The following is a 21,783-nucleotide window of genomic DNA, read 5'->3' as shown; positions in this document are numbered from 1 at the left end:
CTCCTGTTCCCGTTACTTCTCGTAGGAGTACTTCAGCAGTCGCTTGATATCCTTAAGTAGCTGATTGCCGTTGTGGGTATTGTCGTACACCATCATGGCGTAGCCCTGTTGATCGACCAGCAGCGCACTGGGGCGTTTCAATTCCGCGTGGTCACTATCCGCCAACCACTCATCCAGTTTTTTCTGGTCGGTGGTGGTAAAGCGCAGCTTCGGGTGCTGATCGGCAAGAATACTATGACGGAGCTCCGTGAGTGGCGCGCCGGTAACCAGCAGGCGCTCCACACGGAGAGATTTCTCACCCAGGCGGATGTGTACCTGACGCGTTGTATAGAGGAGCTTTTCGCACTCACCTGCGCAGTTTTCTCCCGCCACAATCAGGTAGCGCCATTTCGGCTCCTGCGCCGCAAGATCAACCGCATTGCCATCGTCAGCCAGTAGATTTATTTCAGCGAGGTCCTGGGCTGGCGTGAGCAGCTCGCCCTGATTCACCGTATCCGTAGGCATGCCTACACCGGTGTAAAAAATGATGTAGGCCGCAAGCATCGGTAAAGCCACAGACGCGACCACACTCATGCCGGCCAGGCGACTCAAACCTCCGCGCGGCGCAGGTGATGAAGACTCCTGCCGAGAGTCAGTCTGTACTTCAGATTCGATCTGGGTTTGCTCAGTCACGTGAGTACCTCGCTATCACACTCATACCCGGACGCAGGTCCAATTGAGTGCTCGTTATTGTTATGAGTTGATTATGTCTGTTTTGGTGTTTATTTAAACCACTTTTCTCGCACTATTTGTCGCAGGTTAGTCGCAGCCAGCAGCCACATCACCAGCAGGGCGAAAGCCATGGTGAACCATTGCACCGCATAACCCGTGTGCTTGGCCGGACTGGTGGTCAACAATTTCCAATCGGTTAGCAGAGCGGTATCGGAATCTGCACTCAGGCGAATATGCCAGTCCGGTTGTTGCAACCCGCTGGTATGCGCGCGCAACTGTGCCAGTGACTGGATGCGGCCGTGGACAGCAACGGCCGGCAAAGCAGCGGCGTCCGCGATCGAATCGCCATTCGGGTAGAGAAAGCCGGTGATTACCTTGGCCGCTAATGGATAGGACACTTCCGGCAACTGGTCACGGTGACTGTTTGCCGGCACCCATCCACGATTGATCAACCAGCGCGACTTTTCTGCGCTGCCGCTGCCGGTTTCAAATACCTGCAGAACCTCATAACCGACACGACCGTGGCGGGTGCGGTTATCCAGGAGAAAATATTCATCGGTATAAAACCCCAGCAGGCGTAGCGGGGTATAGGTCGCGGGGACTTTTAGATCGGAAATTTTGATGGGCTGTGCACTAAGACGTGCGTCAACCTGCTGCTGGATACCTTCTTTTTCCGCCGCCCGTTGTAGCTGCCAGTTACCCAGCCCTAACAACAGGGGGAAAAAACATAAACTCAGAACGGTCAGTGGCCAGTTGCGGATAAATGCTACACTGGCCTCCCGCGCTAAATGATCCTGGCCTTTTGCCAATTGCGCGGAATGGGCGGAGTTCCCAGTCTGTACTGCCTGATCGCGTTGGTGCTGCGATTTTTTGGGAGCTATCATGCCAATAAATACTTCAATAAGTGGCGTTTGTTATGTGGCTTAAAGCAATAATTGTGTTGTTGTTTCTCGCGGTACTGGCCAGCCTGACCAGTGCACTCTTTTTTCTGTTGCGCGACATGGGCGCGCCAGAATCAAAACGTTCCCTCTATGCATTAGGTATTCGAGTTTCTCTGGCAGCTCTGCTACTTGTGGCCATCTGGTATGGCTTCGACAGCGGCATACTTTCCAACACCGCACCCTGGGCAAACAAATACTGATTCAGTGAAGGGGTGGGCACCCAAAGGTATCCACCCCTAATTTTTCGTTAGGCGCCCAGTACGTAAACGAAGATAAACAGACCTACCCAAACCACATCTACGAAGTGCCAGTACCAGCTAGCCGCTTCAAAGCCAAAGTGATCGTCCGGCTTGAAGTGATTCGCAATCACCGAACGCAATAACATAATCAGCAGCATAACGGTGCCAAGTGTTACATGCATACCGTGGAATCCGGTGAGCATAAAGAAGGTCGTACCGTAAATTCCGGATTCCAGAGTCAGACCAAGATGCTGGTAGGCTTCCAGGTATTCTTCAACCTGGAAGAACAGAAAGGCGCCACCCAAGGCAACAGTTGCAGTAAGCCACCAATTAAAGCCTTTGCGGTTACCCTTTTTCAGATACACGTGCGCGATATGCACGGTGACACTGGAAGCGAGCAGCAGCACGGTGTTAATCAATGGCAGGTGCCAGGGGTCGATGATGCCCTTGGGGCCAACCACTTTTGCGGCTTCACCACTCACCGCCTGCTCCGGAGTCACCATCAATGGCCAGGTATTCTGGAAGCCTTCCCACAGCATGTTCGAAGAGCCGCGATCACCTTCGCCACCAAGCCACGGCAGGGAAAAGGTGCGGATGTAGTACAGCGCACCAAAGAAGGCGGCAAAGAACATGACCTCGGAAAAAATAAACCAACCCATGCCCCACACGTAAGAGCGCTTGAGCTGATCACTGTTGAGCCCCTGCATGTTTTCTTTAATTACCGCGGCAAACCAGAACCACAACACGGTGGCCATCGCCAGGCTGCCGGCAAAGAAAATATAGGAGCTGCCGCCATTGATCCAGGTAGCGGCGCCAAACGCCATCAGGAATATGCCGATGGTGGCGAAGATGGGCAGCCGGGACTGCTCGGGCACATAGTAGCTGCTTTCAGTGGCCATAGTTTTTATCCCTCTCGCTCGGAGTCGGTATTTTTGTTGTTCGCTTGTTTGGCAAATCTTTCCGTGACATCAAACAGCGTGTAGGAAAGCGTAATGGTGTTCACGCCGACGGGCAGATCGGGGTCGACGATAAAGCGCAGTCCCAATTCCGCGGTTTCGCCGGCGGCGAGTGATTGCTGGTTGAAGCAGAAGCACTCGGTCTTGTGAAAATAGTTAGCGGCCTTGAATGGCACCAAGCTGGGGATGGCCTGGCCGATCATTTCGCGATCGGTGGGATTGCGCGCGTGAAATACGGTATCCACTGCCTCACCGGGGTGCACACGTATTTCGACCATGCCGGGTTTAAACTCCCACGGCATGTTTTCGTTATTACTCGCCACAAACTGCACTTTGACCGTGCGCTCTGTGTCGACCGCCGCCGGCACCGCTTCGTAGCGACCGCCGGTTTTGCCGTTCAGACCAGTTATTTCACAAAAGGCATCGTAGAGTGGCGGCATCACGAACAGCGCAAAGCCGAGCATGCCGACCGCTAGGGTCGTCAACCTGGCTGTGGTTTTTGCATTTGCGCTCAGTGCCATGATGCCAGCCTCCTCAACTCCAGATCAACGTACGACCGGTGGCGTGCTGAAGGTGTGATACGGTGCCGGCGACGGCACGCTCCACTCCAACCCTTCCGGGTTTTCCCAAACTTCGTCGGTCGCCTTCTCGCCACCGCGCACGGTGCGGATCACGTTGAACAGGAACAAGATCTGCGCTGCACCAAACAGGAAGGCGCCCACGCTGGCAATCTGGTTAAAGTCGGCAAACTGCAGTGCGTAGTCGGGAATTCGGCGCGGCATGCCGGCCAGGCCAACAAAGTGCATCGGGAAGAAGGTGACATTCAGGCCGACAAAGGCGAGCCAGAAATGCACTTTACCCATGGACTCGTTGTACATGTTGCCGGTCCATTTCGGCAACCAGTAGTAAACGCCTGCGGTGATCGAGAAGATGGCCCCAGGCACCAGCACGTAGTGGAAGTGCGCCACAACGAAATAGGTATCGTGATACTGGAAGTCCGCCGGTGCGATGGCTAGCATCAGGCCAGAGAAGCCGCCAATGGTAAACAGAATCACGAAGGCAATGGAGAACAACATTGGGGTCTCGAAGGTCATCGACCCCCGGAACATGGTGCTCACCCAGTTGAACACCTTCACGCCGGTAGGGACCGCGATCAGCATGGTCGCGTACATAAAGAACAACTCACCGGCAATGGGCATGCCTACCGTAAACATGTGGTGCGCCCACACGATAAAGCTGAGGAACGCGATACTCGCGGTGGCGTAAACCATAGAGCTGTAACCGAACAGCGGCTTGCGCGCGAAGGTGGGAATAATCGCCGACACAATGCCGAATGCCGGCAGGATCATGATGTACACCTCGGGGTGCCCGAAGAACCAGAACACATGCTGGAACAGTACCGGGTCACCACCACCGGCGGCGCTGAAGAAGCTGGTGCCGAAGTGGATATCCATCAACATCATGGTGACCACACCGGCCAGTACCGGCATTACCGCGATCAGCAGGTAAGCGGTAATCAGCCAGGTCCAAACGAACAGCGGCATCTTCATCAGGGTCATGCCCGGTGCGCGCATATTCAGAATCGTGGCCACGATATTGATCGCACCCATAATGGATGAGGCACCCATAATGTGTACGGCGAAGATAAAGAAGGTCACGCTGGGCGGCGCGTACTCGGTGGAGAGCGGTGCGTAGAAGGTCCAGCCGAAATCGGGCGCGCCACCTTCCATGAACAGTGTGGATACCAGCATCGCGAAGGCGAATGGCAGAATCCAGAAGCTCCAGTTATTCATCCGCGGCAGGGCCATATCCGGTGCGCCGATCATCATCGGCACCATCCAGTTGGCAAGCCCTACAAAGGCGGGCATCACCGCACCGAACACCATGATCAGGCCATGCATGGTGGTCATCTGGTTAAAGAAACCGGGCTGCACAATCTGCAGTCCGGGCTGGAACAATTCGGCGCGGATTACCAGCGCCATACAACCGCCTAGCAGGAACATCGCAAAACTGAACCACAGGTACATCGAACCGATGTCTTTGTGGTTAGTGGTGTAGAGCCAGCGGGTAAAACCGGGTTTCGGACCGTGTGCCATAACTAAACTCCTCTCGGCTCTTACTTACTTATTCTTGAAATTGAGAACGTCAATGGGCTGCACGGTGTCGCCCATATTGTTGCCGAAGGCACTACGCTGATAGGTGATGACCGCGGCCAGATCCACTTCACTCAGCTGTGCGCCAAACGCCTGCATGGCGGGATTGCTCGGCGAGCCATCCACGACCATGCTCATATGGGTGTCCATCGGACCGGTGGCAATTGCGGAACCAGCAATGGCCGGGAAGGTACCGGGGATACCCTCACCCTTGGCCTGGTGACAGGCGACACAAGCACTTTTGTAGATCTCCTCGCCACGGGCGTAGAGCTCGTCAAACGTGAAGGTTTTATTGGTGAGTTCTTTGATGCGCGCAGCAGCTGCCGCGCGGTCGCTCAGCCAGGAATGGTATTCATCTTCCGGCACCGCCTTGACCACGATGGGCATAAAGCCGTGGTCCTTACCACACAGCTCCGCACACTGGCCGCGGTAAATACCGGGCTCTTCAATGCGCGTCCAGGATTCGTTCACAAAGCCGGGAATCGCATCTTTCTTCACTGCCAGATCGGGCACCCACCACGCGTGAATTACGTCATTTGCCGTAATCAGGAAGCGGATTTTTTTATTGATTGGTACGACCAGCGGCTCATCCACCTCGAGGAGGTAATTTGTTGCCTTCGGCTGCTGATTGTTGATTTGCGACTGCGGGGTGGAAAGATTGGAGAAAAAGGAAACGTCGGAGCCAATGTAGTCGTATTTCCACTTCCACTGGTAGCCGGTGATCATGATGTCCAGATCGGCTTCCTTGGTATCGTAGATATCGTAGAGGGTTTTGGTGGCGGGAATCGCCATGCCGATGAGGATCAGAGTGGGGACGATTGTCCAGGCCAGCTCCACCAATGTGCTCTCGTGAAACTGTGCGGCCTCATACCCCTTGCTCTTGCGGTGACGCCACATGCTGTAAAACATTACGCCGAACACCACTACACCAATCGCCACACAGATCCAGAAGATCAGCATGTGCAAATCGTAAGTGGTACGGGAAACTTCGGTTACCCCTTGGGTCATATTGACCCCCCAGCGTGCCGCGCCCTCCTCCGCGTTCTGCGCAGTTTCCTGTGCAAGAACACCGGGTGCAATCGTCGCTAGGGTCAGGAAGGCGAACAGCCGTTTTATGCCCATCAACATCGCCTGCAGATCTCCATGTTTGTTATTCTCGCGAGTCGCTCACGGCGGCTGCACGGCAACGAACCCGGCGCACGGGAAAATACCCGAGCGAGATCGCGGCGCGAAAAACCACAAATAAGCAAAACCCGTAAACAGCGGCTGGCTGTTCGGAGGACTGGAGACTGCCCCGACCACGAGATCGGGAACACATCCACACATTAAAAATGTGGACACGCTGTAGTAAACCAAGACTACATACACTGTTCGCACACCGGGCGATGACCTCGACTGCGCGATACTGCTGTCAGTGCAACTTGTTATTTTTACTTCAGATGTCGTCGCCCGGAAGGTACAACCAACAACCTGTGTCTTTTTGTCGCATCTAGCGTGTTCAACAGAAACACATCGTCAGAAGAAAGTCAATTAAACCGCCAACTTACATGAAAAATTCATCGGCGCGGACGAGCGTCACCAGGCGCCGTCATTTGGCCCCGTATATGCGGGTCTGGCACCTCGCCTGGCCCATGATCCTGAGCAACATTACTGTGCCGTTACTGGGTGCAGTAGATACGGCTGTGCTCGGTCACCTACCCAGCCCGGAATACCTTTCCGGAGTCGCCATCGGCGCCAGCGTGATTTCCATGTTGCTGTGGGCGTTCGGCTTTTTGCGCATGGGCACCACCAGCCTGGTGGCACGCTCCAGTGACAGCGGGGCATCCTGGTTACTGCGCGCGCTGGGACTGGCGCTTCTGCTCGGCATTCTGCTGTTGCTGCTGGCTTCCCCGCTGCTGCCGCTGGTCACCCAGTGGATGAACGCCAGTGCCGAGGCCACGCCGCACGCACGCGATTACCTGCAAATCCGTTTGCTCAGCGCGCCCATCGCTCTCGCCAACTTCGCCCTGCTGGGATTTTTTATCGGCCGGCAGGATAGCCGTGCGCCGCTGGCGATTCTGGTCACCGCCAACCTGTTGAACATTGTGCTCGACCTGGTGTTGATTCTCGGTCTCGGCATGGGCGCCCGCGGCGCGGCCTGGGCATCGGTGTGTGCAGACCTGTGTAGCTTTGGCATGGGCTGGTGGCTGCTGCGCCTGCGCCACCGCGACACGCCGCAGGAAATGGCCCGGGTGTTACGCAACACAGCATTCTGGCCGTGGCAAAACATTGCACCCTGGCTCGAGTTATTGCGGATTAACAGCGATCTGTTCGTGCGCACCTGCCTGCTGTTATTCACCCTCACATTTTTCACCGCGCAGGGTGCAGCGCAGGGCGATACCGTACTCGCGGCAAATGCGATCCTGCTGCAGCTGTTGATGATGACATCCTACGCGCTGGACGGGTTCGCGCACGCCACCGAATCCCTGGTGGGCCAGTCGGTGGCAAGGAAATCGATGGCCCAGTTCCGCCGCACCAATCGCGCCGCAGGCGGCCTGGCACTGATTACCGCCGTTGGCATTACCGCGATACTGGTGACCGGAAGATTTTGGATACTGCCGCTTTTCACCAGTATCCCCGAGGTGCTGGCGGCGGCAACCACCTACTATTCCTGGTTGTGCGCGTTGCCACTGGTGGCCGTGTGGAGCTACCAGTTGGACGGTGTTTTCATCGGTGCGGGCAAGAGCCGACAGATGCGTGACACCATGTTCATCGCCACCGTAATCGTGTTCCTGCCATGCTGGTGGCTTACGCGCCAACTGGGCAATACTGGCATCTGGTTCAGCCTATTTTTGTGGTTTTTCGCACGCTCTATCGGATTGATGGTCTACTTTTATAACTACACTAAAAAGAATTATTGGCTGTAATTGGAGCTACGGTACCGATTCCTCATCCTTCGTTAGGCAGTCTTGTTGCGCACATTTTGTTTGCTCTATTTCTGGAGCAGTTCTGGACCGCAAAGTCCCGGGGAAATAGGCGAACAATGAAACGAGGACGCGGTTTCACCGTTTTCGTTTCGACGTATGTCTGACCATTATGAACTGATCCAGCAGTGCATTGAGCGCGCCGTGGCCGCAGAGCAGGCCCGAAGTCGCTTCCGCCATTCGCTGCACAAAACCCTGCCTAACCTGCATCGCAGTATTCACTTGCCCGAGCGGGACGCACCGCTGCACCTCACCTGTTTCGTGATCCGGTATATTCAGGTTATCCCCGTTTGGCTGAAGCGCCTGGAAGAACTGTGTGACGCCGGCGGCATGGATTTTCACCCGGTGCAGGAACTGATTGCGCACAGCTTCAGTGAAATTCCCGAGCGCCAGCCGGAACAGCATGGGCTCGGCTCGATTCTCGACGAAGCCTATCTGGCCCACCGCATCATGGAAGAGATTAACGATGTGTTGCAGCCGGTATGCGGTACGCCGCTATTGCCGATGGACCCCATGGTAGCCAACCTGGTGGTGCGGGAGTTACTGGGAGAGAGCCTGGCGTGCCAGCTGGACGGACTGGCCGATATTTTGTTGCAGCGCTTTGAACCGGCGGAGCTGGACCCGGAACACCTGATATCGATGATTTTGTACAAACAGCGCTTCGACGATGTACCCGGCCAATGGCCAGATTTTGCCAAGCATATGCAAATTGAATTGCGCGGTCCATCGGTCAACCGCCAAGTGGATTTATCCCACTAATTTTTCCAGCAGCGCTACCACCTGACCTTATCGCTATTCGCCGCGCCCTTGTATCAGTTGGGCAGGACACCGCTCCCCGCACTGACACCCTCATGCTCATCACTGCACAACTATTTGTCGCCAGTTAGCAAAAAAATCGGATTCACCGTGCATCAGGGAACGATTCAGGTCGTCCACCTTGCGATGCAGGGCTTTATTGTAAAAAAACAGGCTGCCGCCGCGCAGAGTAAAGCCTTTGGTGTTATCGGTAAGCAATTGATAAAAAGCTTCCTGACGCTCCAGATACTGTAAAACACGGGGTTTACTAAAACGTCCCTTGCGATATTTCTGGAAAATAAACTCGTGCAACTGCTGGTCGGCAAGGGCGCGCGCCTCCGGTGATATCCGGCTGACATCCAACCAGTGTTTTACATCGATCTCCAGTTCCTGCATGTACAGATCCGCTGCCTCGGCGGCGATCTTGCTGCGATAAATGGCTTTTTTACGCCGTTCCTGGAAGGGTTCGCTTTTGGCGGTATCCAGCGCCCAGATATCTTTTTTCGCCATATCCGCAAGCGGGCGGAAAATCGTTTTATGTTGTCGATTACTGTTTTCCGTCAGACGATCACACACATCAAGCGCAGCCTGCCAGTCGGCGAATGATTCGCCGACGAGGATGGCATCGGGCAGGGCCCGGGTCTGTTGTTTTAACCGACGGGTCTCGGCTTCGAGCAGCTTGGGCTGCTGTGCCCAGTCATTGTTCTGCAACACAAACAGTGACAACAGCCCCTGATTCACACAGCGGGTGATCAGGTGTGCAGTCATTTCCTGCTGCTGTTCGCGCACCTGGCGCTGATGGTCGAGCCAGTAAAGGCCGGCGATGCCGAGGCTGATCGCCACGGCGACCAGGAGAAGGAGCTTTTTCAAGTGGAAATCGTTTCTGGTTATTTTTTTTCAGAGGGCGGCAACAAAATCTTCACCGCAGTTTCTTCCACTTCCCTGTCTTCGGTTTGGTTGACCCGAGTGTCCAATTCCCGGACCGAGCCCTGCAGTCGAATTTCATCTTTGAAACCGCAGGCCACACATTCACGATAATTCTTATCGCCCAATTTGTAATTGACGATCTTGTCCATTTCGCCACAGCGCGGACAGACCGCGCCGGCAATAAACCGGCGCTTGATGGGCTTGTTGGTTTCGTCGCTCAAGGGATACCTCTATCAATAGCGGGCTATTCTATACCCGAGTGACGCAAGAGTGCGTCTATTTTCGGCGCACGGCCACGAAACGCCACAAAAATCTCCTGGGCATCGCGACTACCACCCTGCTCCAGTACCGTAGTCAGGAATTTTTCGCCGGTCTCCGGATCGAAAATGCCGTTCTCTTCAAACAGCGAGAAGGCATCGGCACTGAGCACCTCCGCCCACTTGTAACTGTAATAACCCGCTGCATAACCGCCGGCAAAGATATGGCTGAAGCTATTCTGGAAGCGGTTTTCCGGGGAGACCGGCACCACCGATACCTTTGCGCGCACCTCGTTAATCAAGCGCTGAATTTCCTCCGCATTGGCCCCCTCCGGGCGTGAATGCAGCAGAAAATCGAACAGCGCAAACTCCAACTGGCGCACGGTAAACATCGCAGACTGAAAATTCTTCGCCGCCAGCATTTTATCTAGTAACGCCTGCGGCAGCGGTTCACCGGTCTCGTAGTGACCGGAAATCATCGCCAGTGCCTCTGGTTCCCAGCACCAGTTTTCAAGAAACTGGCTGGGCAGCTCCACCGCATCCCAGGCCACACCGTTGATTCCGGAAACCGCGGCCACATCCACCCGCGTCAGCATATGGTGCAGGCCGTGGCCGAACTCATGGAACAGGGTGGTGACTTCGTAATGGGTCAGCAGCGCGGGGGCGTCCTGCGCCGGCGAGGAAAAGTTGCACACCAGGTAGGCCACCGGCAACTGCAGGCCGGCAATCGTCCGGCGGCGCACGCGCGCATCGTCCATCCAGGCCCCGCCGCGTTTTTTCTCGCGCGCATAGGGATCCAGATAAAACCCGGCAATGGGTTCGTCACCGCGCTTCAGCCAATAAAACTGCACATCGCGGTGATAGGTGGGAATACTGTCATCGCGCTCCGCCACAACCCCGAACAGTTTTTTCACCACCGCAAACATACCGGTGAGCACTTGGGGATAGGGGAAGTACGGGCGCAACTCCTCCTGGCTGACGGCATAGCGGGATTGCTTGAGTTTCTCCGCAGCCCAGGCCACATCCCAGGGGTGCAGGCTATCCAGCCCCAGCTCGCTGGTGGCGAACGCCTGCAGCTCGGCAAATTCTTTCACCGCGGCGGGCTTGGCGCGCTTGGCCAGGTCGCGCAGGAAGGCCTCTACCTCTTCGGTGGAGCCGGCCATTTTGCTCGCCAGGGAGCGCTCGGCGTAATTTTTCATGCCCAGCAAATGCGCCTGTTCGGCGCGCAGCGCGAGAATCTCCGCCATCACATTGGCGTTGTCGAATTCGCCAGCATTGGGACCGACATCGGACGCCCGCGTAATAAACGCGAAGTGCACGCGATGGCGCAGGTCGCGATTTTCCGCGTGGGTCATCACCGCGAGGAAACAGGGGCCGTCCAGGGTGAGCAACCAGCCCGACTGGTTTTTCGACTCCGCCAACGTCTTTGCCTGGGCCAGCGCGGAATCCGGGATACCCGCCAGTTCGGACTCCTCGGTGATATTCAGTGTCCACGCATTGGTGGCATCCAACACGTTGTTAGCGAAGGTGCTTTTCAGTTCCGCGAGGCGCTTGCTGATCGCGGCGTAGCGCGTGCGCTTTTCACCCTCGAGACTCACCCCGCCCAGATGCATATCGCGCAAACCGTGGCGCACTGCCTGCTGGCGGGCCTGCGGCCAGCTGGCAAAGTCTTCCGCTTTGGCCAGGGCGCGGTAGGCGGCATACAGTTCCGGGTTCTGTCCCAGCTCAGTCCAGTACTCGGTCACCTTGGCCAGGCACTCTTCGTAAGGCTGGCGCCAGTCGCCACTCAACACGCTGTTCAGGTGCGATACCGGCGAAAAGGCCTTGCTCAACTGGTCCTGAGCCTCTTCCAGCGGCGCCATGGTGTCGTCCCAGGTAGGGCTATCTCCGGCACTTTCCAGGCAGGATCGCAGCTGTTCGCGACACTTGACAATCAGCGTGCTGACGGCAGGCTCCGCGTGCAGGGGTTTTACCGTATCGAACGGCGGCAGTACCGGTGCACCCAGCAACGGGTTGTCGAGGGAAGAGTCTGACATCGGAATTCCTTGTCGATGGGCGGCCATCACAGGGGCGATGAACGCGGGGACGGGTTAACATATGCCCCCTATTCTAGTGGATTGCCCAAGCGGAGGTCAGCCTTGCCCAAACCGGATTTACCCCAAGTTTCCACTCACGAACACCTGCGCGAACACCGCGGCCATACGCCGAACCTCGGCGCGCGCGTATTTATCGATCCGCAGAGCTGTGTGATCGGTGATGTGGAGCTGGGCGACGACAGTTCCGTGTGGCCGATGGCGGTGGTGCGCGGCGACATGCACCGGGTGCGCATTGGCGCCCGCACCAGTGTGCAGGACGGCTCGGTACTGCACATTACCCACGCCAGCGACTTCAATGAGGGCGGCTGGCCGCTCACCATCGGCGACGATGTCACCATCGGCCACAAGGCCTGCCTGCACGGTTGCACCGTTGGCAGCCGCGTGTTGATTGGTATCGGTGCCATCGTCCTCGATGGCGCGGTGATAGAAGACGAAGTGGTGCTGGCGGCCGGCGCCCTGGTACCGCCGGGAAAACGCCTGGAAAGTGGCTACCTGTATGTGGGGTCCCCGGCCAAGCAGGCGCGTCCCCTGTCAGAGAAAGAAAAAAGCTTCTTTGCCTACACGGCTGGCAACTACGTTAAGTTGAAAGATGAATATCTGGCCAAAGACTAAACCGGTACTTCGGCCCGGCAGGTGTGCTGCATGAGTGTTACCCCGGATTTATTCCACTGGCATCTGTGCGTCAGCAATCTGCTGGATTGCGAATCGGACTCGCAACGGGTGTATGAACTGCTGCGCGGCGCGGAACAGCTGGTGCGCGGCAACAGCAGTATGGCGATCCTGTACCCCTCCGGCAGCGCACCGGAGATTGCCCATCACCGCCTGCTCGCCAACGAACAGCCCAGCACCCAGGTAGATCGGTACGTCGAAGGCGCTTACCTGTTCGACCCCTTCTATCGCGCGGCGGTGGACGAAGAAAAACAGGGGCTGTTTTTCCTGCGCGAGGTGGCACCGGATGCTTTCGTCCATACAGAATATTTTCGCAAGTACTATCGCGAGGCCAACTTGGGCGATGAGGCCTGCTATTTGGTGTTTGGCCGCGACGGTATGATCGCCAGCCTGTCGATTGGCCGCGCGCGCGATTTGGGCAACGGGCGTTTCTCCAATCAGGAAATGGCGGTACTGCGCTCGCTGACGCCACTGGTAGAAAACATTCTCAAGAAATGGATGACCAGCTATGAGGCTGTAGAAACTGGCCAGGAAAGTTTCGGCAAGCGTTTGGATAGCGCACTGGAAAACTTTGGCAGTTCGCGTCTGACCAATCGCGAGTGCGAGGTGCTGCACCTGACCATGCGCGGGCATTCCATCAAGTCGATGGCGGAAAGACTGGACGCCAGTGTCGACACGGTAAAAACCCACCGCAAAAACATCTACGCCAAGCTCGATGTCACTTCCCAGTCAGAACTGTTTTATCTTTTTATCAGCGCGTTGCGCCACCATTCCAGCGGCGATGCAGATCCGCTGACCAGCCTGGAAAAATAGCCGACATAAAAAACCGCACCTAACCAGGCCGCTATATAGATCGCGACGCGGCGGTGCGGAAACGATTTCACACTCGGAAACAGAAACTTACTTTTGCGTGATGGGGAATCCCATTTTTTCCACCATGCGCACCCAGGGAATACGCCAGCCACCCTTTTCGTCCAGGGTATCCAGCGCATACATGGTGATCTTGGCGCCGATCCAGCGGAACGGTTCCGGCGGTATAAATGCCGGTTGTGTGCGCGCAAACTGCAGGTTGCGCTCTGGCACCTGCGCGTCATCCAGCATCGCCAGCGCTACCCGCGCACCGAAACGTGTGGCGGTCACACCAAAACCGGAATAGCCACCGGCGTAGAGCATTTTGCCACCGTGATAAGACTGGTAGTGCACCGCCATGCGCGTAGTCAGTGCAATCGGTCCACTCCACGCGTGACTGAAGCGAATGCCGCGCAGTGTCGGGAAGGTGCGGTAGAAGTTATCCACAAGGCGCAGATACGGGTCCGCCTGTTTATCTTCTGCGGGATCGGTATTGTTACCAAAGAAGTAGTCCAGGCGGCCGCCAAACAAAATACGGTTATCGGCAGTAAGGCGCATATAGTTCAGCTGGGTGCGGGTATCGTAGATACCCTGGCGGTTCTGCCAGCCAATCGATGCCATCTGCTCTTCGCTAAGCGGTTCGGTAACAACAATGCGATCGCGAATGGCCGCTACGCGATTGCGAATTTTTCGATGGCCGGCGGCAAACGCATTGGTTGCCAGCAATACCTTGTTCGCCTGCACCTGGCCTTGCGCGGTTTTTACCAGCACACCCTGCTTGTTCTGCTGGTTGCTCACCATGGGCGTATTTTCGTAAATCTGCACACCCAGCTCAGCGGCGACAAGTTTCAATCCCCAGGCGAGTTTTGCCGGGTGCACGGTACCACTGCGCTGTTTGGACCAGAGCCCGCCGTTGAACAACGGCGAGTTCACTTCCCGCTGAACGGCATCGCGATCCAGCAGGTGTGCGTCGTGCCCGTAGTGACGGTACAGCTTGTACTCTTTTTCGATATCTTCGCGGCCTTCGTCACCGATGGCTACGGTCAGTTCGCCACCCCACTCCAGGTCGCAGTCGATACCGTAGCGCTCGATGGTTTCGCGGAAACCGTCGAGGTTTTCCTTACCCAACTGTTCCAGGGTTTCCATATCTTGCGGAAACAAGCGCAGGGCATTGGCGAGGCCGTGCATTACCGAGGTGGACAGAATTGCCGCCGGGCGCCCGGAGGCGCCGATGGCAATACTGTTGGCTTCGATCAGAACCACGTCGCGCTCGGGGTTTGCCTCTTTTGCCTGCAACGCTGCCCACAAACCGGTAAAGCCACCGCCAACGATGAGCAGGTCACAGGTCAGCGCACACTGCAGGGCCGGCTCATCTGCCGGACGCTGTGGCGCGTCGAGCCAGTAGGGAAAAAAGGTTGTGCCCTGTAACGCTGCCAGGGCTTCGGCCCTGGTCTGTTCATCACACATAATTATCTCTCATCAACCAATCTATCGCCGGTCGGTAATTAGAAGAAGTTGTAACGGACCGATACCCCGAAGGTAGTCGGTGCCTGGCGATAGTAGGAGCGCCCCGCGAAACTGGAGAACGCATAGGTTTCAGCGCTGCTGTCTTCAATATTTTTGATCCAACCGCTCACCTGCCAGCGCTCATCCCCATCACCCAGGGTTGCTTCTGCATCCCAGGAATGTACCGGGCCGGACAGTGCATTGTCGTCCGCTAGCTGTGCGGTCATTTCATCGCTGTAGGTGTAGCTGGTTTGCAGGCGCAGGTTGTAATTCGCCAGCGGCAAGTCGTAGGCGAGCAAACTGTTGTAGCTCCACTCCGGCGCCTGCGACAGGGACGCGCCCGCGGGCAGCGGTGCTGCGAGTGCATCCACAAACAGCTGATCCACGCCGTCCGCAGTATCGTTTACCGAAGGATCGGCGGAGATACCGCGCATACCCGCAGTGGTCGGCGCGCGAGTAACTTCGCTGTCGAGGAAGGCAACCCCGGCCATAACGGTCAGGTTATCGGTGGGCAGCCAGTGCAAGTCGAGTTCAAAGCCGTTGGTCTTGGATTCCGGCACATTCACCAGGGTGGTGTCGGCAACCGGGAATTCGAGGAAGTTACTGAAGTCGTCAACGATAATGGTGACCAGTGACTGACGGTCGGTGTAGTCGAGGCTGAACAGGGCACCGTTCAATTGCAGTGACGCGTCAAACAAGGTGGCCTTGAAGCCCGCCTCGTAGGACAGCACCTTTTCCGGCTTCACGTACGCCCAGCTGATGTCGTCGAGAATCGCCGCACCGTAGTAAGCGCCGGCCTTGTAGCTGTTAGCCACATTCGCGTAGAGCAGGAAGTCGTCGTTTACCTGCCAGTCCAGTCCCAGTTTTCCGGTTAGGGAATTTTCACTGGTACTGTCGTCGAGCTCGGCAATAGTGTCGTTAAACGAGTAGATGTCGTCGTGATTGGTAGAAATACCATCGAAGGTGCGGTCATCGGCACTGTAGCGCACACCGGCGATCAGATTCAGCGAATCGGTCAGCATGGTTTCGGTGTGCAGGTAAGCCCCCCAGGACTTGGTAACCTGTTCGTATTGCGCGGTGAGCAAGTCCCAGCCCTGCGCACTTACGTCCGCTGGATCGAGCACAAAGGTGCTGGCGACGGAGTCGGTCACGAAGAACGAATCGTCAAATACGTCGTGTACCTTTACCGTATCTTCAGAAATATTTACGCCGGCCACCCAGGTAACACGGCCATCGCCATTGCTCACCAGGCGGAACTCCTGCGACCACTGGTTCATTTCGTTGTCCTGGTACAGGTCCAGAATGGCCGCGGAGGAGCCGCCGTAGTTGTCTACCACATTGCGGTCGTAGGCATCGAACGCGGTAATGGAAACCACATCCAGGGTTTCAAAGCCATAGCTCAAGTTAAGGGAAGCACCGTAGCCGGATTCATCGCGGGCAACCTTCAGGTCGCCAACGTTGACGACAGTGTGGTCATCGCTGCTGTTGAGCACATCGAACGACGGATCGCCGAAGGCTTCGCCGAGGCCGCTAACCTGCGGGGATACCGGCGTGGATTTGTCATTGCTGAAATAGACCTTGGCCAGGGCTTCACCGTTATCCGCAAACGGGAACAGGATCTGGCCGCGCCCGGCGGAACGGTCCACGCCGCCAAATTCACGTCCGCTCTGCGCATCTTTTTGCCAGCCATCGGCCTTGGACATGTTCAGACTCAGGCGGCCGAGGACTTCGCCGCTGATTGCACCGCTCACCACACCGGTCAGCTCGTGAGAACCGTAATTGCCGATACCCGCATCCACAAACGCTTCAAATTCGTCGGTGGGTTTGGCACTGATAAAGTTAATCGCACCGCCGGTGGTATTTTTACCGTACAGGGTACCCTGCGGGCCTTTCAGTACTTCGACGCGTTCGATATCGAACAACTGGCCGCCGAGGAAGGATGGGTTGCTGGCAAACACTTCATCGGTGTAGATACCCACACCGCTGCTGTTGTTGGGGCTGAAATCGTCGAGACCGATGCCGCGAATGGCGAACACCGGGGTGCCACCAGAGGTGGAGTTCACAGTCACCAGGCCCGGCGTGTGCGCGCCGAGATCCACCGCGCTGTCGATGCCCAGGCTCTGCATCATTTCACCGCTGAACGCGTTGGCAGATACACCAATGTCATTTACCGACTGTTCGCGCTTTTGCGCGGTCACGGCAACTTCTTCGATCTGGTTGGCAAACGCGTTGGTGGTCACACCGAGCGTCGAAAGAAATGCGCCGGTGATGGCGACCGCAAGTGTGTTTTTCGCAAAACGTCGGCTGGAACGATTCAGCATTTCCATGACGATCTCCCCTTCAAAAAATTATCGGTTTTATGTTGAGGGAGACTATAAAAACCGAACAACTATTCGGCTATCACCCCAACGGGTGAGGTGCGGGAGGGATCATCGGACACGGCACAACAAGCACAAAAACCCGCAAAAAGCGGGTTTTTGTGCTGCATTTTGCGGCTAATTTTTCAGCTAACGGAAACGCTTGCGGGTTACAGCATTGCGCGCATTGCCGGGGTCACCGGCGGCTGACCGCGCCCCTGTTTTTCCGCCCACAAGATCGCCAGTTCACCGAGCAGCAGGGTCACGAAGGAACCAATCAACACCGGCCACTGCACGCCCTCACCGGGAGTGTAAATAAACAGGAAGATACTGCCGGCAAGGATCGCCACGCAGAACAGTGTCAGTGCGCGCACAAACAGGCGGTTGCCGGGCACACGGAAAGGACGTTCGCGCTCACTATCCACGCGGCGCATTTTCAAAAACGCCAGGAACATACCGACGTAGGGCAACAGGAAAATGACCCCGCTAAATGCGAACAGCGACCAGAACAGATCTTCATTCGAATCCACCAGAAAACCGTACAGCACCAGAATCACAGTACTCATCACGCCCATCAGAATTGCAGCGCCCACCGGCGTATTGCGGGTAACGCTTTTTATTGCAAAGGCACGCGGCAGTTCGCCCTCTTCGGCTGCTTCCGCCGCCGCGCGGTTACCGCCAATAGCCCAGGTAACGCCGTTGGAGAAAAAGGTATACAGCGCGGCAATGCCCAGTGCCATCACCAGCGCATCGCCAAACGGCAGCGGCGCGAAGAACAGGCGCAGCGTGTCCACCAGCCCCTCGACCAGGTCGATATCCTGTGAGGGAATGGCCGCGAGGATTGCCATGGTGCCGAGGGTGTACAGTGCAAGAATAATGGCACCGGAAATCAGAATGGAACGCGGCACATCGCGCTTGGGGTTGCGCATTTCATCACTACTGGCGCTGATCAATTCAAAACCGAGCATGCCGTAAATGATCGCGGGAATATATTGCAGGCTGTCACTCAGGTTCGGTTTGATGCTGTCCAGAGTGATCGGATTGGCGAGGCCGTTTTCCGCCGCGTAAAACCCGGCGCCGACAATGATCGCAACAAAGATCAGTATTTTAAAAATCGCGCCGATGTTTGGCACCCACTTACCGACGTTGAGGGTGACCACGTTGGCGGCGACGGCAATCCAGGTCAGTACCACGCCCATTACAATCTGCGCGGTGACAGTCATATCCGGCCAGAACAATTGCTTGGCCACGCCGGCAAACAAAATAAAGATCGCCGGCATCCAGATCGCTACATTGACCCAGTAGCTCCAGCTCACCCGCGACGCCCAGCGACCGCCAAAGGCATCGCGTACCCAGGCGTAAATACCGCCTTTCTCCGGGTAGGCGCAGCCCAGCTCGGCAGATACCAGGGCAAAAGGCACAAAGAAAAACACACCCAGGAACAACCACCAGAAAATACTCGAGGTACCGATGGCGGCGGTGGCGGCGAGGGTATCCACCAGCAAAATGGCAGACACGGTAAACAGGATCATGTCCCGCTTACCAAGATTCTTTTTGACGGCTACTTCTGTCACGGAGATTCTCCCGCGTGTTTTATGTTGTTGTTCAGTGTTTGCCGGAGTGTGCCTTAGCTTGCATGCACAGCCAGTTGTGCGGATTTGATTTCGGTAAACTCTTCGACACCATGGTGGGAGAACTCGCGGCCATTACCGCTTTGTTTGAAGCCCCCAAACGGCGCCTGGTAATTGAACTCGCCGCCATTAACAAAGCACAGCCCCGCGCGAATACGTCGCGCAATGGCCAGCGCTGCGGTGTTGTCTTTGGCGAACACGCCGGAAGACAATCCGTAGGGCGTATCGTTGGCGATTGCCACCGCCTGCTCCAGGTCATCGTAGGCGATGATGCACAGCACCGGGCCGAAAATTTCCTCGCGCGCGATGCGCATGTCATTGGTGACACCTGCAAAAACGGTTGGCCGCGCAAAATAGCCCTGCTCCAGCCCTTGCGGTTTGCCGAGGCCACCGCACACCGGTGTTGCGCCCTCGTCCATGCCAATCTGAATATAGTCCTGAACCTGCTGCCACTGGCGCCGGGAGGAAACCGGGCCCATAAACGCAGATTCACCCATACCCACTTCGATCTCGGCGACGCGCGTGCGCACAATGTCCAGCGCCTCGCCGATACGACTGCGGGGCACCAGCATACGGGTGAGTGCGGTGCAGGTCTGACCGCTGTTGATCATCACGTCATCGACGCCGTAGCGCACCGCCGCGGTTAAGTCGCAATCCGCGGTAACGATATAGGGGGATTTGCCACCCAGCTCCTGGGTGACACGCTTGACCGTCGGCGCACAGGCCTTGGCAATTTCGATGCCGGCGCGGGTGGAGCCGGTAAACGACATCATGTCCACCAGCGGGTGCTCGCACAGGGCGCGGCCTACCTCTGTGCCGCGTCCCGGCACCAAGTTGAAAACGCCCGCCGGCAGGCCGGCTTCGTGAAAAATTTCCGCCATCAGGTAATCCTGCAGCGGTGTCTGCTCGGAAGGTTTGACCACCATGGTGCAGCCGGCAGCGAGCGCTGCGCCCACCTTGCCGACAAACTGGTGCAACGGGTAATTCCATGGATTGATAAACCCGCACACACCAACGGCTTCACGCCATACCAGCGAGTGGCCGAGCTCTTCGGTTTCTTCGGTAATTCCGACCTGATCGGCGAACAGGCGCATGGCCTCGATGGGGCCCTCCACCTGCAACCAGCCGGCGATGTGCTGGGGGCAGCCCATGCTGGCGGATACCGCCGCAATCAGTTCCTGCTCGCGCGCCTGCATCAGGTCGGCGGCGCGCAGCAACAGTGCGCGGCGCTCGGCGGCCGGGGTACTGGCCCAGGCATCAAATGCGCGGGACGCGGCCTGTACCGCTCGATCCACGTCGTCGCTACTGCCGGCAGGCACGCGGGAGATAACAGACTCGGTTGCGGGGTTGATCACTTCCAGCCAGTCGTCGGAAGTCGATTCCACCCAGTTGCCATCGATGTAGAGCTTATTGTGGTGTTGCATCGTTTTCGGCTCGCTTGCTCGGCTGCGCGTCGCTTGTGCCTGTCCAGGCCGCAAGCGAGAGCATCAGGTCCGCAGGGCGGACAAACTGCGCAATTGTTTGTGTTATTTGAAGGATTATTCAGTATGCGCCAAGGGCATGCGGGCCTGTATCACCTGAACAGGTGATACCAAGCCTTGTGGGTGGAGCAGAGCAAATCGTAAAAAATGAGGAAAGTTAGCGGGTTGGCGGTCAGCTATCTGCATTTTTTGCCGCGGGCGATAGCGCCTGCTGCAGGGCTTGTGCCTGTGTGGCCAGTGCCGCGCCGCGCGTCTCCAACCACTGGAACACGCTTTCCAGTACCAGGCGCGCGCGATCGTGCATGGCGCCGTGGTGGTCACTCACCAGATACAGAAACTGGCCGATGGTATAGGGGCGCTCGATCACCGTCGCCAGGCGCCCGCTGGTGAGGTCTTCGCTCACTTCCAGGCGATCCGCCAGCGCCACGCCCATACCCAGGCGCGCCGCCTCGATGGCCTGGTAGGCGTAATCCACGGTGACGCCCTGGATCGCCGGGGTGTACTCCACACCCTGCGCAGTGAACCAGCCGCGCCATTGCTGCTGGCGGTCGTGCAACAACGGCAGCTTCAACAGGTCCGCCGGGCGCAGTGCGCGACCGTGCGCCTGCAGCAGTTGCGGGCTCGCCACCGGCAAATAGTGCTCCTGATATAACGGCGTAACCTGGCGTCCCGGCGCATCGGGCTCACCGAGGCAGATGGCTATATCCGCCTCCTCATCGAGTCTTGCCGCGCGCGGCTCAATGGTGGTCAGGCGCAGACGGATCTCGGGATAGCGCTGCTGCACCTCGGCGAGAATCCGCAGCAGCCAACGGGAGGCAATGGTGGCGGTGGCCGCAATCACCACCTCGCCGGCGAGGTTGTCCGGATCCAGCGTCAGCAGGCCCTGTTCCAGCCGCCCAAACGCATCGGCAACCGAGCGGTGCAAGCGCTTGCCCGCCGCGGTCAGCGACAGGCGATTGCCGCTGCGCAGGAACAGCGCGGTGCCCAGCCGCTCCTCCAGCTCACGGATCTGCCGGCTGAGCGCCGGGTGCGACACGTGCAACTCCTCCGCCGCTCGCCGCAAATGGCAGTGGCGGCCCACCGCGTAGAAGCTGCGCAATGATGTGAGCGACAGGTTTCTCAGCTCTGCTGCCATGGTTTACCTCGGAAATATCCCCGCCCCTGGGGTTTGCCTAGACTTGGTGCCAAAAAGATACCAAAGCGGCAATTAATAGTTAATTGTGTTCACAAAAACAAACCATAGACTTGTGCT

General features: G+C 57.2%; 19 protein-coding genes. 5 read left to right on the top strand and 14 right to left on the bottom strand.

Annotated elements, in window-relative coordinates; all coding sequences use genetic code 11:
* Positions 1-12: 12 nt before the first annotated feature.
* On the bottom strand, positions 13-672 hold the full coding sequence (locus Mag101_RS00255; protein WP_077399160.1) for a hypothetical protein: 660 nt from the start codon (positions 670-672) through the stop codon (positions 13-15).
* An 89-nt stretch (positions 673-761) separates the two neighbouring features.
* The gene (locus tag Mag101_RS00250) at positions 762-1,595 is read right to left on the bottom strand and encodes an SURF1 family protein (RefSeq protein WP_077399157.1); all 834 of its coding nucleotides are present in this window, start codon (positions 1,593-1,595) and stop codon (positions 762-764) included.
* A gap of 32 nt (positions 1,596-1,627) precedes the next feature.
* Between Mag101_RS00250 and Mag101_RS00245 the strand changes: the two genes are divergently transcribed.
* Entirely contained in the window at positions 1,628-1,852 is a 225-nt protein-coding gene (locus Mag101_RS00245; RefSeq protein WP_077399154.1) for a DUF2909 domain-containing protein, read from the top strand.
* A 47-nt stretch (positions 1,853-1,899) separates the two neighbouring features.
* Here the strand turns inward: Mag101_RS00245 and Mag101_RS00240 are convergent, their stop codons facing one another.
* From Mag101_RS00240 to coxB, 4 genes are read right to left on the bottom strand one after another with little or no spacing between them, the layout of a single operon-like run.
* Complete coding sequence (locus Mag101_RS00240; protein WP_077399152.1) at positions 1,900-2,790, bottom strand: cytochrome c oxidase subunit 3; 891 nt, start codon at positions 2,788-2,790, stop codon at positions 1,900-1,902.
* Positions 2,791-2,795: 5 nt separating this feature from the next.
* On the bottom strand, positions 2,796-3,368 hold the full coding sequence (locus tag Mag101_RS00235) for a cytochrome c oxidase assembly protein (RefSeq protein ID WP_077399149.1): 573 nt from the start codon (positions 3,366-3,368) through the stop codon (positions 2,796-2,798).
* A 24-nt stretch (positions 3,369-3,392) separates the two neighbouring features.
* Complete coding sequence (gene ctaD / locus Mag101_RS00230) at positions 3,393-4,943, bottom strand: cytochrome c oxidase subunit I (RefSeq protein ID WP_077399146.1); 1,551 nt, start codon at positions 4,941-4,943, stop codon at positions 3,393-3,395.
* Positions 4,944-4,967: 24 nt separating this feature from the next.
* A complete protein-coding gene (gene coxB / locus Mag101_RS00225; protein WP_077399143.1) occupies positions 4,968-6,128 on the bottom strand; it encodes a cytochrome c oxidase subunit II in 1,161 nt (386 codons plus the stop codon).
* A gap of 476 nt (positions 6,129-6,604) precedes the next feature.
* Here coxB and Mag101_RS00220 point away from each other — a divergent pair, with 476 nt between their 5' ends.
* Both Mag101_RS00220 and Mag101_RS00215 read left to right on the top strand, forming a co-directional pair.
* Positions 6,605-7,906: an MATE family efflux transporter gene (locus Mag101_RS00220; protein ID WP_232325078.1), complete on the top strand. Its 1,302-nt coding sequence runs from the start codon at positions 6,605-6,607 to the stop codon at positions 7,904-7,906.
* 156 nt (positions 7,907-8,062) lie between these two features.
* Complete coding sequence (locus Mag101_RS00215; protein WP_077399140.1) at positions 8,063-8,722, top strand: hypothetical protein; 660 nt, start codon at positions 8,063-8,065, stop codon at positions 8,720-8,722.
* 99 nt (positions 8,723-8,821) lie between these two features.
* On the opposite strand, the gene Mag101_RS00210 is transcribed toward Mag101_RS00215, so the two are convergent.
* From Mag101_RS00210 to Mag101_RS00200, 3 genes are read right to left on the bottom strand one after another with little or no spacing between them, the layout of a single operon-like run.
* Positions 8,822-9,628, bottom strand: a complete 807-nt coding sequence (locus Mag101_RS00210) for a hypothetical protein (RefSeq protein ID WP_077399137.1) — start codon at positions 9,626-9,628, stop codon at positions 8,822-8,824.
* Between the two features lie 17 nt (positions 9,629-9,645).
* A complete protein-coding gene (locus tag Mag101_RS00205) occupies positions 9,646-9,882 on the bottom strand; it encodes a YheV family putative zinc ribbon protein (RefSeq protein ID WP_077407941.1) in 237 nt (78 codons plus the stop codon).
* A gap of 47 nt (positions 9,883-9,929) precedes the next feature.
* On the bottom strand, positions 9,930-11,978 hold the full coding sequence (locus tag Mag101_RS00200; RefSeq protein WP_077399133.1) for a M3 family metallopeptidase: 2,049 nt from the start codon (positions 11,976-11,978) through the stop codon (positions 9,930-9,932).
* 102 nt (positions 11,979-12,080) lie between these two features.
* Here Mag101_RS00200 and Mag101_RS00195 point away from each other — a divergent pair, with 102 nt between their 5' ends.
* Together Mag101_RS00195 and Mag101_RS00190 are read left to right on the top strand one after the other, a co-directional pair.
* Complete coding sequence (locus Mag101_RS00195; RefSeq protein WP_077399130.1) at positions 12,081-12,650, top strand: gamma carbonic anhydrase family protein; 570 nt, start codon at positions 12,081-12,083, stop codon at positions 12,648-12,650.
* A gap of 30 nt (positions 12,651-12,680) precedes the next feature.
* Positions 12,681-13,520, top strand: a complete 840-nt coding sequence (locus Mag101_RS00190) for a helix-turn-helix transcriptional regulator (protein WP_077399127.1) — start codon at positions 12,681-12,683, stop codon at positions 13,518-13,520.
* Positions 13,521-13,607: 87 nt separating this feature from the next.
* Here Mag101_RS00190 and Mag101_RS00185 read toward each other — a convergent pair whose 3' ends face one another.
* The 5 genes from Mag101_RS00185 to Mag101_RS00165 form a co-directional block, all read right to left on the bottom strand.
* The gene (locus Mag101_RS00185; RefSeq protein WP_077399124.1) at positions 13,608-15,023 is read right to left on the bottom strand and encodes an NAD(P)/FAD-dependent oxidoreductase; all 1,416 of its coding nucleotides are present in this window, start codon (positions 15,021-15,023) and stop codon (positions 13,608-13,610) included.
* A gap of 38 nt (positions 15,024-15,061) precedes the next feature.
* Positions 15,062-17,389, bottom strand: a complete 2,328-nt coding sequence (locus tag Mag101_RS00180) for a TonB-dependent receptor (RefSeq protein ID WP_077399121.1) — start codon at positions 17,387-17,389, stop codon at positions 15,062-15,064.
* 200 nt (positions 17,390-17,589) lie between these two features.
* Entirely contained in the window at positions 17,590-18,993 is a 1,404-nt protein-coding gene (locus Mag101_RS00175; protein WP_232325077.1) for an APC family permease, read from the bottom strand.
* Positions 18,994-19,046: 53 nt separating this feature from the next.
* Positions 19,047-20,474 carry an aldehyde dehydrogenase family protein gene (locus Mag101_RS00170; RefSeq protein ID WP_077399119.1) on the bottom strand — a complete coding sequence of 476 codons (1,428 nt, stop codon included), beginning with the start codon at positions 20,472-20,474 and terminating at the stop codon, positions 19,047-19,049.
* Positions 20,475-20,703: 229 nt separating this feature from the next.
* Positions 20,704-21,666, bottom strand: a complete 963-nt coding sequence (locus Mag101_RS00165) for a LysR substrate-binding domain-containing protein (protein ID WP_077399116.1) — start codon at positions 21,664-21,666, stop codon at positions 20,704-20,706.
* Positions 21,667-21,783: the final 117 nt, after the last annotated feature.

Origin of the sequence: Microbulbifer agarilyticus, assembly GCF_001999945.1 — a bacterium.
Lineage (GTDB): Bacteria > Pseudomonadota > Gammaproteobacteria > Pseudomonadales > Cellvibrionaceae > Microbulbifer > Microbulbifer agarilyticus_A.
The sequence above is the reverse complement of the archived record's forward strand: the minus strand, read 5'-3'. Positions and strand labels throughout refer to the sequence as shown.